We start from the raw sequence: 17,018 nt of genomic DNA, 5'->3' as shown, positions 1-17,018 counted from the left end.
GCGTCCCCGCCTGGACAAGGCGGTATGTCTAGCCAAGTTCCTAGGGAGCTCAAGCGATGGCACTCACCCGCCGCGAGTTCATCAAGTTCACGGGCCTGGGCCTGGCAGCGTCCAGCATGGGCATGCTCGGCTTCGGGGGATCGGGCGTGGCGCAAGCCGCCGCCGTCCGTCCCTTCAAGCTCACCCACGCGACTGAAACACGCAATACCTGTACGTATTGCTCGGTCGCCTGCGGAATCCTCATCTACAGCATGGGCGACCGGGCGAAGAACGCCCTCTCGAACATCATCCATATCGAAGGCGATCCGGACCATCCGGTGAACCGCGGCACCCTGTGCCCGAAGGGCTCGGCCCTGCTCGATATCGTGCATGCGCCCACCCGCCTGAAGACGCCGCGCTATCGCGAACCGGGAGGCACCGAGTTCAAGGACGTCTCCTGGGACTTCGCCCTGGACCGCATCGCCCGGTTGATGAAGGAAGACCGCGACAAGCACTTCATCGCCACGAACGCGGCCGGCACCACGGTCAACCGCTGGACCAGCACCGGCATGCTGGCGGCGTCGGCTTCGTCCAGCGAAACCGCCTTCCTGACCTGGAAGGTCGCCCGTTCCCTCGGCATGGTGGTGTTCGACAACCAGGCGCGCGTCTGACACGGACCGACGGTGGCCAGTCTGGCCCCATCATTCGGTCGCGGTGCGATGACCAACACCTGGCAGGACATCAGGAACGCCAACGTCGTCCTGGTGATGGGTGGCAATGCCGCCGAAGCGCATCCCTGCGGGTTCAAGTGGGTGATCGAGGCGAAGATCGAGAACGGCGCCAAGCTCGTCGTGGTCGATCCGCGCTTCACCCGCACGGCCTCCGTGGCCGATTACTACGCCCCCATCCGGCCGGGCACGGACATCGCGTTCCTGAGTGGCGTGATGCGCTACCTGCTGGAAAAAGATGCCATCCAGCACGAGTACGTGCGCGCGTACACCAACGCCGGCCTGATCGTGAAGGAAGGCTTCGACTTCCAGGATGGCCTGTTCAGCGGCTACAACAGCGAAACCCATAGCTACGACAAGTCGAGCTGGGACTACGAGCTGGACGAGCAGGGTTTCGCCAGGACGGACGACAGCTGGCAGGACCCGCGTTGCGTGATCAACCTGCTCAAGCGGCACGTGGCCCGCTACACGCCGGAGATGGTCTCGCGCATCACGGGTACGCCGCAGGACAAGTTCCTGCACATCTGCGAGTTGTTCGCGAGCACCGCCGCGCCGGACAAGGCCATGACCAGCCTGTTCGCACTGGGCTGGACGCAGCACACGGTCGGCGCGCAGAACATCCGCGCGATGGCGATGATCCAGCTGTTGCTGGGCAACATCGGCGTGGCCGGCGGCGGCATGAACGCGCTGCGTGGGCATTCCAACATCCAGGGATTGACCGACGTCGGCCTGCTGTCCAACCAGATGCCCGGCTACCTGACCCTGCCCAACGACAAGGAAACCAGTTTCGACGAATACATGTCGACGAAGCTGTTCAAACCCTTGCGCCCCGGCCAGACCAGCTACTGGCAGAACTACCGCAAGTTCGTGGTCAGCCTGCAGAAGTCCTTGTATGGCGACGCCGCCACGCAGGAAAACAACTGGGCCTACGACTGGCTGCCCAAGCTCGACGTGCCCCTGTACGACATCATAAAGGCCTTCGAGATGATGAACGCCGGGCAGATGAACGGCTATATCTGCCAGGGCTTCAATCCGCTGCAGGCCTTCCCCGATCGCGGCAAGATCCGCCGCGGCCTCAGCAAGCTGAAGTTCCTCGTCACCATGGACCCGCTGGACACGGAGACGTCGCGTTTCTGGCAGGACTTCGGTCCGCAGAACCCGGCCAGGCCCGCGGAGATCCAGACCGAGGTATTCCAGTTGCCGACCACCTGCTTCGCCGAGGAAAACGGCTCGCTGGTCAATTCGGCGCGCTGGCTGCAGTGGCACTGGAAGGCGGCCGAGGCACCGGGCGAAGCCATGTCCGATATCTGGATCATGAGCGGCATCTTCCATCGCCTGCGCGAGCTGTACCGGAAGGAAGGCGGCGCCTTCCCCGATCCGATCCTCAATGTCACCTGGAAGTACACCGATCCGGTCGCGCCGGACCCGGAGGAACTGGCCAAGGACATGAACGGCCGTGCGCTGGTCGACATCACCGACCCGGCCACGGGCGTGACGACCAAGGCGGGCACGTTGCTGGACGCCTTCGCCCAGCTGCGCGACGACGGCACCACCGCGGCGGGCTGCTGGATCTTCACCGGTTCGTTCACCGAGAAGGGCAACCAGATGGCCCGCCGCGACGCGACCGATCCACGCGAGCAAGGCATCGCGCCGAACTGGGCGTGGGCGTGGCCGGCCAACCGCCGCATCCTCTACAACCGCGCCAGCGCGAACCTCGAAGGCAAGGCCTGGAACCCGAAGAAGCCGGTGATCGAATGGAACGGCACGCGCTGGGTCGGCATCGACGTGCCCGACTACGGCCCGACCGTGAAGCCCTCCGACGGTGTCGGTCCCTTCATCATGAACGCCGAAGGCATGGGCCGCCTGTTCGCCCGCAACCTGATGGCGGAAGGCCCGTTCCCCGAGCATTACGAACCGATGGAATCGCCGGTGGAGAACGCGCTGCATCCGAAGGTCAATGCCAACCCGGTGGCCCGCGTCTTCGCCGACGACCGCTCCGCCTTCGGAAACGCCAAGGACTTCCCGTACGTGGCGACCACGTACCGCCTCACCGAGCATTTCCATTTCTGGACCAAGCATGCGCTGATAAACGCGATCCTCCAGCCGGAGGAATTCGTCGAGATCGGCGAGGTCCTGGCGAAGGAGAAGGGCATCGAGCAAGGCGGCTGGGTGAAGGTGTCGTCCAAGCGTGGCGAAGTGGTGTGCAAGGCCTATGTGACCAAGCGGATCAAGCCGCTCATGGTGGATGGCAAGCCGGCCCACGTGATCGGCGTGCCGCTGCACTGGGGCTTCACCGGCCAGGCCCGGAAGGGCTATGGGGCGAACACCCTGACGCCCTCCGTCGGCGATGCCAATACGCAGACGCCGGAGTTCAAGGCGTTCCTGGTGAACGTCGAAAAGACCAGCGCACCGGTCGCAGCCTGAGGCCAACGACATGTCAGACCTGCAATCCCAAGACTATGTCCGGCGCTCGGCCTCGACGATGACGCCCCCCGTGGCGCGCAGCCACGAGGACCAGGTCGCCAAGCTCATCGACGTCAGCCGCTGCATCGGCTGCAAGGCCTGCCAGTCGGCCTGCATGGAGTGGAACGACCTGCGTCCGGAGATCGGCCACTTCGAAGGCTCCTACGAAAACCCCATGGACCTGGGGCCGAGCGTATGGACCCTGATGAAGTTCGCCGAGTACGAGAACGAACAGGGCAACCTCGAATGGCTGATCCGCAAGGACGGCTGCATGCATTGCGAGGACCCGGGCTGCCTGAAGGCATGCCCGGCGCCCGGCGCGATCGTGCAGTACGCCAACGGCATCGTCGACTTCATCAGCGACAAGTGCATCGGCTGCGGCTACTGCGTGAAAGGCTGCCCGTTCGACGTTCCGCGGATCAGCAAGAAGGACCACAAGTCGTACAAGTGCACGCTGTGTTCCGACCGCGTGTCGGTCGGACTCGAGCCCGCCTGCGTCAAGGCCTGCCCCACCGGCGCCATCATGTTCGGTTCCAAGAGCGACATGACCCACTGGGCCGGTGAACGCATCGAGGACCTGAAATCGCGTGGCTTCGAGAATGCCGGCCTGTACGATCCCAAGGAGGTCGGCGGCACGCACGTGATGTACGTGCTGCACCATGCGGACAAGCCGTCGCTTTATTCCGGCCTGCCCGACAAGCCGCGCATCAGCCCCGTGGTCGAGGCGTGGAAGGGCATCATCAAGCCGTTGGCCGTCGCGGGCATCGCCTTCGCCGCCATCGCCGGTTTCTTCCACTGGATCACCGTGGGCCCGAACGAAGTCACGGAAGAGGACGAGGAAGAGGCCGCGCGTGCCCTGCGTGGCGAACGCGAACCGGACCCGGAGGAGAAGTCATGACCCGCCCGAAGTACGCGATCACCCGCTACACCACGGCCAACCGGATCAACCACTGGATCAACGCCGGACTCTTCATCCTCCTCGTCCTGTCGGGGCTGTCGATGTTCCATCCGATACTGTTCTTCCTGTCGGGCCTGTTCGGCGGCGGGCAATGGGCACGGGCGGCGCATCCCTGGTTCGGCGTCCTGCTCGTCGTCAGCTGGATCGGCATGATCGTCCAGTTCTGGCGGACCAACCTGCCGAACAAGGACGATATCGCCTGGTCGAAGGCGATCGTCCAGGTCGCCACCAACGACGATGAACACGTGCCACCCATCGGCCGCAACAATAGCGGCCAGAAGGCCGTGTTCTGGGCAATGACGCTGCTGATCCCGGTGCTGTTCTTCACCGGGTTGCTGATCTGGGAAGTCTATTTCGGCGAGGCCACCTCGATCGAGGTGCAACGCGTGGCCGTGCTCATCCATAGCCTGGCGGCCATCGCGGCCATCCTCGTCTGGGTGGCCCATGTCTATGCGGCCATCTGGATCCGCAACTCGGTGCGCAGCATGACCCAGGGCTACGTGACCCCGGGTTGGGCCTGGCATCACCATCGCAAGTGGTTCTGGGACCTGGCCTCGGGCCAGCGCGGCAAGACCACGCCCAGGAAAGATACGTGAAGCAAGCCGAGGCACCACCGAACGCCAAATGGAGCGGTCCTTCCCACGCCGGCGTGAAGGCTCCCGATCCGATCGTGCTCGCCGATCCGTCGCGACGCTTCGCGGCGACCGCGAAGCGGCTGGACGAACTGGCATCCGGTCATCCGATGGAAGCATGGCTGCGTTTCATGGCGGGACTGGCACATGCGCAGCATGCCGTCGCGACGACGCTCGGCCCCGCCACCACGCTCGGGGCCGATACCGTGGCGCAGGCGACGGAGGCGCGATTGCCACCGCTGGCGGCGGACGGCCATCGTCGTGACGATTCATGGCGCGGCGGATTGATGCTGCTGCTCGATCGCATCGACGTCGCGGGTCTGCCGCCCCCCGCACTCGATGCCATGGAAGCATTGCGATGCGGCGACGACGCCACCCTGGACCGGCTGGCCGACAACTTCCTGCGCGGCCGCTTGCCCACCGCCGACGCGGGCGCCGCCGTCTTCGTCGCGGCGGCCTTGCAGGTGTATTTCACCTGTTCCGCCGCGCGCTTGAACGTCGACGAACTTCGCCTTCTCGAAGAACGCGGCCTCTGCCCGTGCTGCGGTTCACCGCCGGTGGCTGGCGTGATCACGGCGAGCGGCACTACGCCCGGCTCGCGCTACCTGTACTGCTCGATGTGCTCCACCGCATGGAACCACGTGCGCGCCGTATGCATCACCTGCGGCGGCACGCGCCGCCTTTCGCTCCAGTCCATCGAGGGCGATGCCGGCCTGGTCAAGGCCGAGACCTGCGCCGACTGCCACACTTATTCCAAGCTGTTCTTCCAGGTGCACGACATGCGGTCCGACCCGTTCGCGGACGACCTCGCATCGCTGGGGCTGGACCTGTTGATCGCCGAGGCCGGCTTCGCGCGGCATGCGCCGAACCCGTTGTTGTTGGCCGGCGAGGACGGGAATCAATAATTCCGACCGATGCCGGGGCGTTCATCGCTTTTTACTGGCTACGCTTCCTCCGTCGACGACGACGTACTCGGCATTTCCGCTCTTCCATGTCGATGTCCGCCTGTCGATGCGAACGCAGGGCCGACCGCCGCAGGAGACGATGTCCACGTGGCGCAGCGCCTCCTGCACATCCGCGCGAACCTCGGCGGCGCCGGCTCGCATCTCGGCAGCTTTCAATCGGGTGTTGGCCCGGTTCAACAGGAGCAGGAAGCCGGTGAAAAGCAGGATGCCCAGGCCGGCCAACGCCGCAACCATCTGCCACGCCCGGGCGATCCTTGGCCGCAGTGCCGCCTCGATACGCCGTTGCTGCCCTTCGTGCATGTTCAGGATGTCTTGCATGAAGCGCGCCTCCTCCCGTTCCCGGGTGGCCCGGATCGCAGCCTGCGTGTCTTCCGATTGCTTGTGCAGCTTGCTGCTCCACTCCTCCAGACGACCCGATACCACCAGCATGGCCTTGAGCGCGTCCGTCGTATGTTCGTAATTCAATGTTCCTCTCCCTGAAATCAGCGCGACATGCCGATGCTTTGCTGTTGATCGCGTTGCAACGCCTGGACCTGATTCATCTGTTCCTGTCGTTGCGCATCCTCGGCAAGGCCTTGCAGGCTCTGCTCCAACGGCTGTGCCATCGCCTGCAACTTGTCCACGATGACGAAGCTGTCGAGGACGGTGTTGCTCGGATGCTTCCATATGGCGGCGAGCCCTTCCCCACCACGGACGGGATACAGTTCATCGATGGCGGGCATGCGCCGATGCTGCGCCTCGTGGGAGATGCTGCCTGCCATTTGTTCCATTTCGGTTCGGTTCCAGTACCCCGCCTCGTCCGGCCCAAGTCGTTCCAGATGGCGTAACGCCTGTTCGAACAACGGATTGTCGCGGCCTGGAATTCGCTGGAGCTTCTCCAGTTCCCATTGTTCGGCTTCGTCGACGCGTTGCCGGCCAAAGTCGGATTTAGCCATTGCGGAAGCTGCCGCGCTCATGCCTTGCTCGTCGCCCGCGCTGAGGGCGGCGAGATAGTCGTCGAGAATGAGGTCCGAAGGCGATTTCCGTCCCGGCAAGGCCGGTATCGGCTCGGCGACTGCCGGTGTCACCTCGTGCCATGGGAACTGCCGGGCCAGCGACACATCGATGGGATCGGCATCGTGGCAGAGGTCGACGATCTTGCAGTTCGCCAGTTCATCCCGAAAATCGCGCTGGCCGTCATCGTCCATGCGCAGGCCGAAAGCGGCCGTCGCCCCTCTGGCCTGAAAGATCGTGTATTGGGACGGGTCGTCGGGCACCGGGCGATGTTCGAACAGCGGTCGATCGGTCAGGGCATTGAGATAGTCGGCCATGCCGTTGAAGGCCATGGACTCGAGGCCAGCCTCACGATTGCCACCGCCGACGTTGGAATGCCCACCCGGCACCGGCACGCTGAGGAAGCGCCCATCGTCGGACCAGTCCGGATCGAGGATGGTCTGGTGTGGAAACAGTTCGCGTCGTTCATCGCGGGCGATCTGCGAGAAACCCGACAGTACCGATTTCGGCAGGCGCGCGTCGTAGTTGCGCGGCATGTTGGTCGCCACGGGGTCGAACAGGCCGACGGCTTGGGCGACTTGGCCGGGGGGAACCAGGGTGCGGGGTGCTTTCACCGTGAGGTTGCCGTCGGTGTCGCGGCCGAAACGCATATGTTCAGGATCTGCGATTCCGTACCGGTCCACCAGGCGGGCGAGCCCAGGGACCAGGACGGCGCCTCGGCTATAGCCAACTCCGATCAGGCGAATTTTCGCCTGCGGGTCTTCTTCCCGCCACTGATATGCCTGTTCCGCCAAGGCGTGATACATCTCCTTGATACGGTCATCCCAGGTATAAGCCAAGGCACCATCGGCCAGTCGTGCCACCGGATTCTTCTGGGTCCCTATGCCAGGGACATAGTGTGTCCCGATGTTGTTGGCTAGGTCCCTTTCCAGCAAATTTGCATGCTTGGAAAGGACACCGACATTGGTCGGCAACTGTGCAGGGTCGTCAACGTCCTGCCCGGTGCCGTCGAACAGTGCGATGAACAGGTATTCATGCGGATCCTGGCGACGCTGCATCATGGGGACCTGCTGGTGCGCCAGCTGCTGGCGCATCCGTTCGTACAGTTCCATATCCTGCGAAGTAGCGGGACGCGATGCGCCACCGGAAACAAGTTGCCCCATGGGCCGACACTCCCTGTGTTCAGTAGTTATAGGTCTTGACCAGGATCAGGTCGTAACGAACGTCGCTATACGGGTTACCTGGAATCTGCAAGCGCTTGGTCGGAATGCGAGCGCGCATGTAGATTCGGATATTGCGATCGTTGACCTCCAGCAGGATGGAGGGATTCGTTCGCAGCCTGCCATCCGGTACGTCGCTAATTTCCTCGCGTGGAACGTTGTGCAGCATCAACTCGTCCCGGAAAATCGCTGCGACATCGATATCGGTCTTATGCTCCAACCCATCCCTGGAGCGCCAAGTCACTTCGGCCGGTGGCGGAAAGTTGTCGAACGACATGCCTCCGTTCCAGTTGTCGAGATAGCCGGTGCCATAGGTCGACGACGGAACCGACGGACGTTCGTCACCGCTCTCCATGCCGCCGTACCAGATGCTGCAGTACAGCGTGTCATAGCAGCGAGCGCCGAAATTGTGCCGTTTGAACTTCAACGGCCACTTCACGGGCCGGTAGTTCATCTCCGCGCGAATCGCCGCTTCGTCCCGCTCCGTCTCCGTCATGGCAATCTCCTTTTGCAACGGCGGTGCGGCCGTGGGCTGGGCACAGGCCGCCAGGCCCAGGCTTAACCACGCGCTCAGTCGAGTCCATTTCATCGCCGCTCCTTGCATGTCACCCATGTACGTCCTTCGCCTGCCCGCAGAACCATTCGTGTCGCCGACATGCATTCGCGAGGCGCAGAGTCTATCGGTCACCCAACGAATTTTCAAATAAGTATTTGAATCTATTCATATTTAGTGAGAACATTCTCACTCCGATTTTTTCCTCCCGAACCGATCATCGTCCGTGCGCCCGGCCGTGCGAGCACGGGAGCGGCCCGTTCGACGTGAGGTCCGGGCAGGCACGTGGTTGATCCATCTGGCGATGTGACACAGGTCACAGAGAGAAGAAGACATCTACTTTCTCAGAATTCTTCCATGTGTTTGCTTTATTCCTCGGCGTAGCTTCAGCGGTCGCCCGAAAGGCGATTGGTGCGTATCGACGCGCCAGGGAATGATCAGATATAGGGATAGACCATGAAGTGGAAACGTATGTTGGTTTTGCTCGGCTGGAGCGTGGGAGCACTAACGACAAGTCCTGTTAGTTTTGCCGAACAGCGCCTGACAGCGAAGCTGGAGACCCCTTATGCCTCGGATAGCAAACGCTCGGCCATCGTGAAACTGACCTTGCACAACATCGGGGACGAACCGGTCGCCATCATGAAATGGGACACTCCATTCGTCATGTCCGGTGGACGCCTTCCAAAATCCCAATACGAAGTAAAGAATAGCGCGGGCGAGGTATCCCTATACATCGGTCGCTCCGTCAACATCGGACGACTTCTCTCCAGCTACTTCATCATCCTGCAAAGTGGGGAGAGCCTTGAAAAGGAAGTAGACCTCACCTACGAATACGACTACGGAGCGGGCGGCGCCTTCTCGGTGAAGTTCACCTTATCGTTGGATCGCACACCCGATCGGTATGTTGTGACCGACAAGGAATTCCAAGACTTCAAGAGAAATACGCTCAAATACGTCGAATCCAACGAAACGACCATCTATATACCGGGGCCGGTCAAGCCAATTTCGCTTTACGATGGCGACGACTGCGACGAACCGAAAAAAGAAGTCATATTCAGCGCCTGGAGTAAAGCATTCGATCCCATATGGGACGCGGGAACGTTCATGAGTGAACGATTCAAGCATGTGAAAACGGAAGACGGAACATGGAAGTACGTATTTGTGCCCCATCCAAAATACATGCGCTGGGTGGGCGAACATGACTCATCCGGACCCAACTTGTATGAGGCAGGGTGGGGAGAGAGTGATAACGGCCATCCTTATGAGACTGTCGATCAGATCTTCGTGCGGAAAGTTGGTGGCCCCGGCGCGCGCCTGATACCAAAATGCGGCTGCCCCGGTTACTCACCTGAAACACCTGCTTGGGCAGAGACATCGACCACCTATCTCATTCATTTCTGCGATAAGTTTTTTGCCCTTCCCGAGGCGGGGCATCGAGCTTCCCGAGTAGGAACGGTCGTGCACGAGCTATCGCATTTCAATGATGGCTATCCTGGTACAGCCGACTATGTGTACGGCTGGGATGAGGTGCAGCGATTGGCCTCCGAGGATCGAACCAAGGCCGTTCGCAATGCCGATAATATTGAGTATCTCGTTACGGACACCACTCCATACGAAGAATCCACTAACGTAAATCATTCCCTTCCGCTCCGGGAGAACCTGCAGCAGCCCGATTAGATGCGGCAATCGCCATAACCTTGGGGCAGGCGGGTGGTTTTTCTTGACCCCGCACGGGCGGCACCTCAGCATACGAGGCATGTCCGGGCCCGACGCAACTTCGCTGCGCAACCTGCCTGCGGTAGCCACCGTGCTGGCGACCGCGGAAGTGGCCTCGTTGTTGGAGCGCCATGGACGCGCCGCCACCACCGAGGCCATCCGCCAGGTCATCGACGATGCACGGGATGCCCTTCGCCTGTCTGCCACGGAGGCACCCAGCGCGACTGACATCGCGCAGCGGGCGCGCGGGCTGCTCGAAGCGAAGATGCCGGGCCTGCGCCCGCTGTTCAATCTCACCGGCACTGTGCTGCACACCAACCTCGGCCGCGCGGTACTCGCCGAAGCCGCGATCGAGGCGACGGTGGAAGCGATGCGCCACGCGGTGGCGCTGGAATACGACCTCGCCAGCGGCGCACGTGGCGAGCGCGATAACCACCTGCGCTCCCTGCTCTGCGAATTGACCGGTGCGGAAGATGCCACCGTGGTCAACAACAACGCCGCGGCCGTCTTGCTCTGCCTGAACACGTTCGCCCTCGGCCGCGAGGCAGTGGTATCGCGCGGCGAGCTGATCGAGATCGGCGGCGCCTTTCGCATGCCCGACATCATGGCGCGCGCCGGCGCGAAGATGATCGAGGTAGGCACCACCAACCGCACCCACCCGGGGGACTACCGCGACGCGCTCAACGAGCGCAGCGGGCTCGTACTGAAGGTGCACACCTCGAACTATCGCATCCAGGGCTTCACGGCCGAGGTGGGGGCACGCGAATTGGCGGCGATCGCCGACGACGCGGGCGTGCCGCTGCTCAACGACCTGGGCTCGGGCAGCCTCGTCGACCTCTCCCGCCATGGTCTCGCCAGGGAACCGACGGTGCGCGAAGCGGTGGCCGAGGGTGCGCGGCTGGTCACGTTCTCCGGCGACAAGCTGCTGGGCGGGCCGCAGGCGGGCTTCATCGTCGGCGACCGCGACCTGATCGCCAGGATCAACCGCAATCCGCTGAAGCGCGCCTTGCGCGTGGACAAGATCCGGCTTGCCGCCATCGAGGCCACGCTGAACCTGTATCGCGATCCCGACCGTCTCGCCGAACGGCTGCCGACCCTGCGCTTCCTGTCCCGCTCCCATGCGGACATCGAGGCACAGGCTCACCGCTTGCGAGCGGCGGTGGCGGAACGGATCGGCGACGGCTTCGTCGTCGATGTCGGGGATTGCCATAGCCAGATAGGTTCCGGCGCGTTGCCGCTGGATACGCTCGCCAGTGCCGCGCTGTCGATCCGCCCGCTCGGCAGCCAGCGCACCCTGGAAAACCTGGCGGCCGCGCTCCGCGCGTTGCCTCGCCCCATCGTGGGCCGCGTCGGCGATGGCGCGCTGCACCTGGACCTGCGCTGTCTTGCCGACGCCGACGAGGCCACCTTCCTGGCGACCCTGGCCCAACTCGCGCGCACTCCATGATCATCGGCACGGCCGGCCATATCGACCACGGCAAGACGTCCCTGGTAAGGGCGCTGACCGGCGTCGACGGCGATCGCCTGAAGGAAGAAAAGGCACGCGGCATCACCATCGACCTGGGCTTCGCCTACCTGCCGCTGGACGATGGCTTCACCCTCGGTTTCGTCGACGTGCCGGGCCATGAACGCTTCGTGCACACCATGGCCGCGGGCGCGAGCGGCATCGACATCGCCCTGCTGGTGGTGGCCGCCGATGACGGCGTCATGCCGCAGACGATGGAACACCTGGCGATCCTCGACCTGCTGCGTGTCGGGCGCGGACTGGTCGCGCTGACCAAGGCCGACCTGGTGCCGCCGGAACGGCTGGCGGAGGTGACCGCGCAGATCCGCGAGGCGACCGCGGGCACGATGCTCGAAGAGGCGGACATCCTGCCGGTGTCCTCGACGACGGGCATGGGCGTCGATGCGCTGCGCGACCGGCTCGCCATGGAGGCGCGTGCGCTCGGTGAACGCCGTGCGGACGGACGCTTCCGGCTCGCGGTGGACCGGGTGTTCACCCTGCCCGGCATCGGCGTGGTGGTGACCGGTACCGTGTTGTCCGGCACCGTGCAGGTAAAGGACCAGGTCATGCTCAGCCCCTCGGGACGGGTCGCGCGCGTGCGCTCCTTGCACGCGCAGAACCGCCAGGTGGAGCGAGGCCGCGCAGGCGACCGCTGCGCCCTGAACCTCGCTGGCGATGGTATCGCCAAGGACGCGATCCAGCGCGGCGACATGGTCGTCGATCCTTTCCTGCACGCGCCGACCGATCGCATCGACGCGAGCCTGCACATCCTGGCCGGCGAGCCCAAGCCCGTCGGTGCATGGTTCCCGGCGCGGTTGCATCACGGCGCGGCCGAAGTCGGCGTGCGCGTCGTGCCACTGGAAGGCGAGCAGTTGCTTCCGGGACAGACGGCCGACGTGCAGCTGGTGTTGAGCCAGCCGATCGCCGCGGTGGCGCTCGACCGCTTCGTGCTGCGCGATGTATCCGCGCGGCGGACCATCGGCGGCGGCCGTTTCCTCGACCTCCGTGCGCCGTCGCGACAGCGCCGGACGCCCGAGCGACAGGCACAACGAGCCGCGCTGGCGATCGACGATCCACGGACGGCGCTCGCGGCGCTGCTCGATGCGCCGCCGTTCGCGCGGGACGTGCTCGCGTTCTCGCGCGATCGCGCCCTGGCGGCGGCCGTGCTGGACGACACGGTCACCGCGCTCTCGCCATTCGTGCTCGACACGGGTGACGAGCGCGTGGCGATCGACCGGGCGCACTGGCAAGGCTTCGCCAACACCCTGGTCGAACGCCTGGAGACCTTCCACGCGGCCAATCCGGATGTGCAGGGCATGGGCCGGGAAAAACTGCGGCTGGCCTTGCGCCCGCGGCTGTCGCCCGCCGCGTTCGCATTGGCCCTGCAACACGAGGATGTCGCCCGCCACGTGGTTCGCGACGGCGCGTTCGTGCGCCTGGCCTCGCACACGCTGCAGTTGAGTCCGGAACGCGTGGCCGCGTGGCGGGCGGTCGAACCCTTGCTCGGCGGCGACGTCCGCTTCCGGCCTCCGCGAGTGCGGGACATCGCCACGGTGATCGGGCGCCCGGAGGCGGAGGTCCGCCAGCTGATGAAGTCCGCGGCGCGCGTCGGCCTCGTGGACGAAGTGGCGCACGATCACTTCTTCCTGCGCGCGACCGTGCATGAGATGCTGCTGATCGCCGCCGACGTCGCGTCGCACGCGGCGGACGGCCGCTTCACCGCGGCGCAGTTTCGCGACCGGCTGGACAACGGGCGAAAGGTGGCGATCCAGATCCTCGAGTTCTTCGACCGCCAGGGTGTTACGCTAAATCACGGCACGCTGCGCCGGATACAGGCGCGTTACCTCGACCTGTTCGGATCGGTCCCGGCGTGATCGCGATCCATGGAAGAGCATCGTTCCCGGTGGGACGTCCGGACTTCAAATCCGGGTGAGGCAGCCAGACTGCCTCGGGTGGGTTCGACTCCCATGCTCTTCCGCCATCCTGGCGACTTTTCAGACCACCTCCACACCCGGCACGCCTGCCATCGCCGTGCCGACGATACGCGCGCGGGGATAGCCCGCCGCCTCGATCCTCGCCAGGATCGCCTGGGCCCGCTCCGCCTTGCATGCCACCAGCAATCCGCCGGACGTCTGCGGGTCGGTCAGCAAGGCACGGCGCCACTCCGGCAGGCCGGAGGGAAGGACGACGCCATCGCCGTAGCTGTTCCAGTTCCGCTTCGACGCTCCGGTGATGAAGCCGGCCTGGGCCAGTGCCTCGGCCTGGTCCAGGAGAGGAACACGATCGTCGTCGATCCGGACCCGCAAGCCACTGCCACGCGCCAGCTCCAGCGCGTGCCCCAGCAGCCCGAAGCCGGTGACGTCGGTGATCGCATGCACGTCGCCGTCCTGCGCCAGCTCATGGCCGACGCGGTTGAGCAACGTGGTGGACGCCAGCATTTCCGCGTACGCGTCTTCCGGCAAAGCCTGCTTCTTGAACGCCGCCGAGTAGATGCCGACGCCGATGCCCTTGGTCAGGATCAGCACGTCGCCCGCTTGCGCGCCCGTGTTGCGGCGCACGTTGGCGGGCGTGCACAAGCCGATCGCCGCGAGCCCGTAGATCGGCTCGGCCGAGTCGATCGAATGGCCGCCCGCGACAGGGATACCCGCTTCCGCGCAGATGGATTCGCCGCCCGCGAGGATGGCGCGCACGGTGTCGACGTCCAACTTGTCCAACGGCATGCCGAGGATAGCCAGCGCCATGATCGGCTTGCCGCCCATCGCGTACACGTCGGAGAGCGCATTGGCCGCGGCGATGCGGCCGAAATCGTAGGGATCGTCGACCACCGGCATGAAGAAATCGGTGGTGGCGATCACGCAGGTGCGTTCGTCCACCTGCCACACCGCGGCGTCGTCGCTGGATTCGGTGCCGACCAGCAGTTGCGCGAACGGCATCGCCGATGGCTTGTCGGCCAGCAATTGTCGAAGCACGGATGGCGCGAGCTTGCAGCCGCAGCCGCCACCGTGGGCGAGTTCGGTCAATCGGACGGAGGTCATGGCGGATCCTGCGAAAGTCCCGTGGGTGCGACCGCGAAGTCACGTAGAGCATAGCGAAGCCACCGGAGCTTGAAGTATCTTCCAGCGAAAGTCTTGCCCCTCCGCAGCGCATCGGGCCTGCGGCTCCCGGCCGGCAACGTCGTGCCCTGTAGGGCCGTCATGTCACATCCTGTTCGGAGGGGTCTATGACCGTCGCTTTGCAGAAAGCGCGCACCGTGCGCTGGTCGGTATTGTTGTTTCTGGCTGTCGCCGGCCTGTTCTACGTGAAGTGGTACCCGTACTACGGGCGCGCATTCGTGGCCGCGGATCAGCATTCCATCGGCCATTCGATCCTCATGGGCGACCAGGCCAGCGCGCCGGCACCTTCCTGGAACGCGGCGATCGACTACGCACTGGCCTACGGCAAGGCCATCTGGAAGGCGATGGTGCTGGGCCTGTTGCTGGGGTCCGGTGTCCAGGCGCTGCTGCCGGTGAACTGGGTGCGGCGCACCTTGGGCGACCGTGGTTTCGGCAGTACCCTCGCCGGCGGCTTGCTGGGCGTACCCGGCATGATGTGCACCTGCTGCGCGGCGCCGGTGGTGGTGGGCCTGCGCAAGCACCAGGCCTCGCCGGGCGCCTCGATCGCGTTCTGGCTGGGTAACACGATGCTGAACCCGGCGACCCTGGTCTTCACCGGCTTCGTCCTCGGCTGGCACTGGACCGCGCTGCGCATGGTGCTGGGCGTGCCGATGGTCTTCGGGCTCGGCTACCTCGCCAACCGCCTGTCCGGCCTGGAACCGTCCACGGCCGCCGTCGCGCCGATCGCCGAAACCGAGCCTGGGTCCTTGGCGGAGGTCGGCAAACGCTGGGTGCGGATTTTCACCACGATGACGCTGCGGCTCATCCCGGAATACCTCGTGATCGTCTTGTTGCTGGGCGCGGCGCGCGCGTGGATGTTCCCGCATATCGGTCCGGACATCGGCGAGCACTGGTACTGGATCGCCGCGTTCGCCGTGGCGGGGATGCTCTTCGTGATTCCCACCGCCGGCGAGGTACCCATCGTGCAGGCGATGCTCGCGCTGGGCATGGGCGGCGGCCCGGCCGCGGCCCTGCTGATGACCCTGCCCCCGGTGAGCCTGCCCTCGCTGGCGATGCTGGGCCGGTCACTTCCGGTGCGTTTGCTGGTGGTGGTCGCCGTAGCGGTGGTCGGCTTCGGCATCCTCGCCGGGGCGCTGGCGGCCATGCTCGGGATGCATTGAGCGAATCGTGTAAAATCAATGCCATGCGCATCGGTCCCTACACCATCGCACCGGCCGTGGTGCTCGCGCCCATGGCCGGCGTCACCGATAAACCCTTCCGTCTCCTGTGCAAGCGCCTGGGGGCCGGCCTGGCCGTGTCCGAAATGACCACGGCCGATCCGCGCCTGTGGAACACGACCAAGTCGCTGCGCCGGATGGACCACGAGGGCGAACCGGAGCCGGTGAGCGTGCAGATCGCCGGCTACGACCCCGGCATGCTGGCCGAGGCGGCGAAGTACAACGCGGATAACGGCGCGCAGATCGTCGACATCAACATGGGTTGCCCGGCGAAGAAGGTCTGCAACGTCTGGTCCGGTTCCGCCCTGCTCCAGGACGAACCGCTGGTCGCGCGCATCGTGCGGGCGGTGGTGAAGGCGGTGGATGTGCCGGTCACGCTGAAGATTCGCACCGGCTGGGACCGCGAACACCGCAACGCGCTGAGCATCGCCCGCATCGCCGAGGACGCCGGCATCGCCGCGCTGGCCGTGCACGGCCGCACGCGCGCGGACAAGTACGAAGGCGACGCCGAGTACGCCACCATCGCCGCCGTGAAAGCGAGCGTCTCGATCCCCGTCCTCGCCAACGGCGACATCGTCGATCCGGCGAAAGCGCGCGAGGTGCTGCGTGTCACCGGCGCGGATGCCGTAATGGTAGGACGTGGCGCGCAAGGACGCCCGTGGATCTTCCGCGAGATCGCGCATCATCTCGACACCGGCGGGTTCCTGCCGGAGCCGACGCCCGGCGAAGTCCGCGACATCCTCGTCGGCCACCTCGAACACCTGTACGCGTTCTACGGCGAGCGGATGGGCGTACGCATCGCGCGCAAGCACCTGGGTTGGTACGCCAAGGACCGCCCCGAGAACGCGGCTTTCCGCCACGTCGTCAACCAGGCCGAAGACGCCATCACCCAGCTGCGCCTGACCCGCGAGTACTTCGACGCCCTGGAAGCCGGCGTGTCGCTCGCCGCCTAGGCCAACCTCCCCGTTCGCCCCGTA

At 64.8% G+C, this 17,018-nt stretch carries 13 protein-coding genes and 1 tRNA gene; 10 read left to right on the top strand and 4 right to left on the bottom strand.

Features of this window, described 5'->3' with window-relative positions:
* Positions 1 to 56: 56 nt before the first annotated feature.
* The 4 genes from fdnG to fdhE are packed head-to-tail and all read left to right on the top strand — an operon-like array spanning position 57 to position 5,665.
* Positions 57 to 3,131, top strand: a complete 3,075-nt coding sequence (fdnG, locus tag ACR9ZJ_RS06875; protein ID WP_481287303.1) for a formate dehydrogenase-N subunit alpha — start codon at positions 57 to 59, stop codon at positions 3,129 to 3,131.
* 10 nt (positions 3,132 to 3,141) lie between these two features.
* Positions 3,142 to 4,068, top strand: a complete 927-nt coding sequence (gene fdxH / locus ACR9ZJ_RS06870) for a formate dehydrogenase subunit beta (RefSeq protein ID WP_371022663.1) — start codon at positions 3,142 to 3,144, stop codon at positions 4,066 to 4,068.
* Positions 4,065 to 4,724 (top strand): formate dehydrogenase subunit gamma, encoded by a 660-nt coding sequence (locus ACR9ZJ_RS06865; RefSeq protein ID WP_481287289.1) that lies wholly within the window; start codon positions 4,065 to 4,067, stop codon positions 4,722 to 4,724. Before fdxH ends, ACR9ZJ_RS06865 begins: the two co-directional genes overlap by 4 nt.
* The gene (gene fdhE, locus ACR9ZJ_RS06860) at positions 4,721 to 5,665 is read left to right on the top strand and encodes a formate dehydrogenase accessory protein FdhE (RefSeq protein WP_481287288.1); all 945 of its coding nucleotides are present in this window, start codon (positions 4,721 to 4,723) and stop codon (positions 5,663 to 5,665) included. Before ACR9ZJ_RS06865 ends, fdhE begins: the two co-directional genes overlap by 4 nt.
* Positions 5,666 to 5,686: 21 nt before the next feature.
* Here fdhE and ACR9ZJ_RS06855 read toward each other — a convergent pair whose 3' ends face one another.
* From ACR9ZJ_RS06855 to ACR9ZJ_RS06845, 3 genes are read right to left on the bottom strand one after another with little or no spacing between them, the layout of a single operon-like run.
* Positions 5,687 to 6,154, bottom strand: a complete 468-nt coding sequence (locus ACR9ZJ_RS06855; RefSeq protein WP_481287287.1) for a hypothetical protein — start codon at positions 6,152 to 6,154, stop codon at positions 5,687 to 5,689.
* 53 nt (positions 6,155 to 6,207) lie between these two features.
* Positions 6,208 to 7,881: a phospholipase effector Tle1 domain-containing protein gene (locus ACR9ZJ_RS06850; protein ID WP_481287286.1), complete on the bottom strand. Its 1,674-nt coding sequence runs from the start codon at positions 7,879 to 7,881 to the stop codon at positions 6,208 to 6,210.
* Between the two features lie 19 nt (positions 7,882 to 7,900).
* Positions 7,901 to 8,551, bottom strand: a complete 651-nt coding sequence (locus ACR9ZJ_RS06845; protein WP_481287285.1) for a hypothetical protein — start codon at positions 8,549 to 8,551, stop codon at positions 7,901 to 7,903.
* 396 nt (positions 8,552 to 8,947) lie between these two features.
* Here ACR9ZJ_RS06845 and ACR9ZJ_RS06840 point away from each other — a divergent pair, with 396 nt between their 5' ends.
* The 4 genes from ACR9ZJ_RS06840 (at position 8,948) to ACR9ZJ_RS06825 (ending at position 13,692) form a co-directional block, all read left to right on the top strand.
* The gene (locus tag ACR9ZJ_RS06840; RefSeq protein WP_481287284.1) at positions 8,948 to 10,168 is read left to right on the top strand and encodes a M35 family metallo-endopeptidase; all 1,221 of its coding nucleotides are present in this window, start codon (positions 8,948 to 8,950) and stop codon (positions 10,166 to 10,168) included.
* Between the two features lie 79 nt (positions 10,169 to 10,247).
* Positions 10,248 to 11,654, top strand: a complete 1,407-nt coding sequence (gene selA / locus ACR9ZJ_RS06835; protein WP_481287283.1) for an L-seryl-tRNA(Sec) selenium transferase — start codon at positions 10,248 to 10,250, stop codon at positions 11,652 to 11,654.
* Positions 11,651 to 13,585, top strand: coding sequence for a selenocysteine-specific translation elongation factor (gene selB / locus ACR9ZJ_RS06830; RefSeq protein ID WP_481287282.1), 1,935 nt, complete (start codon positions 11,651 to 11,653; stop codon positions 13,583 to 13,585). The genes selA and selB overlap by 4 nt, the downstream gene beginning before the upstream one ends.
* 11 nt (positions 13,586 to 13,596) lie before the next feature.
* A tRNA-Sec gene (locus ACR9ZJ_RS06825) sits at positions 13,597 to 13,692 on the top strand.
* Positions 13,693 to 13,705: 13 nt separating this feature from the next.
* Here ACR9ZJ_RS06825 and selD read toward each other — a convergent pair.
* A complete protein-coding gene (selD, locus tag ACR9ZJ_RS06820) occupies positions 13,706 to 14,746 on the bottom strand; it encodes a selenide, water dikinase SelD (RefSeq protein ID WP_481281543.1) in 1,041 nt (346 codons plus the stop codon).
* Positions 14,747 to 14,931: 185 nt separating this feature from the next.
* Between selD and ACR9ZJ_RS06815 the strand changes: the two genes are divergently transcribed.
* Both ACR9ZJ_RS06815 and dusB read left to right on the top strand, forming a co-directional pair.
* On the top strand, positions 14,932 to 15,984 hold the full coding sequence (locus tag ACR9ZJ_RS06815) for a permease (RefSeq protein WP_481287281.1): 1,053 nt from the start codon (positions 14,932 to 14,934) through the stop codon (positions 15,982 to 15,984).
* Between the two features lie 23 nt (positions 15,985 to 16,007).
* Positions 16,008 to 16,994: a tRNA dihydrouridine synthase DusB gene (dusB, locus tag ACR9ZJ_RS06810; protein ID WP_481287280.1), complete on the top strand. Its 987-nt coding sequence runs from the start codon at positions 16,008 to 16,010 to the stop codon at positions 16,992 to 16,994.
* Positions 16,995 to 17,018: the final 24 nt, after the last annotated feature.

The organism is Luteibacter sp. KNZ12-1A (assembly GCF_056755675.1).
This window is presented reverse-complemented; position numbering and strand designations above follow the sequence as displayed.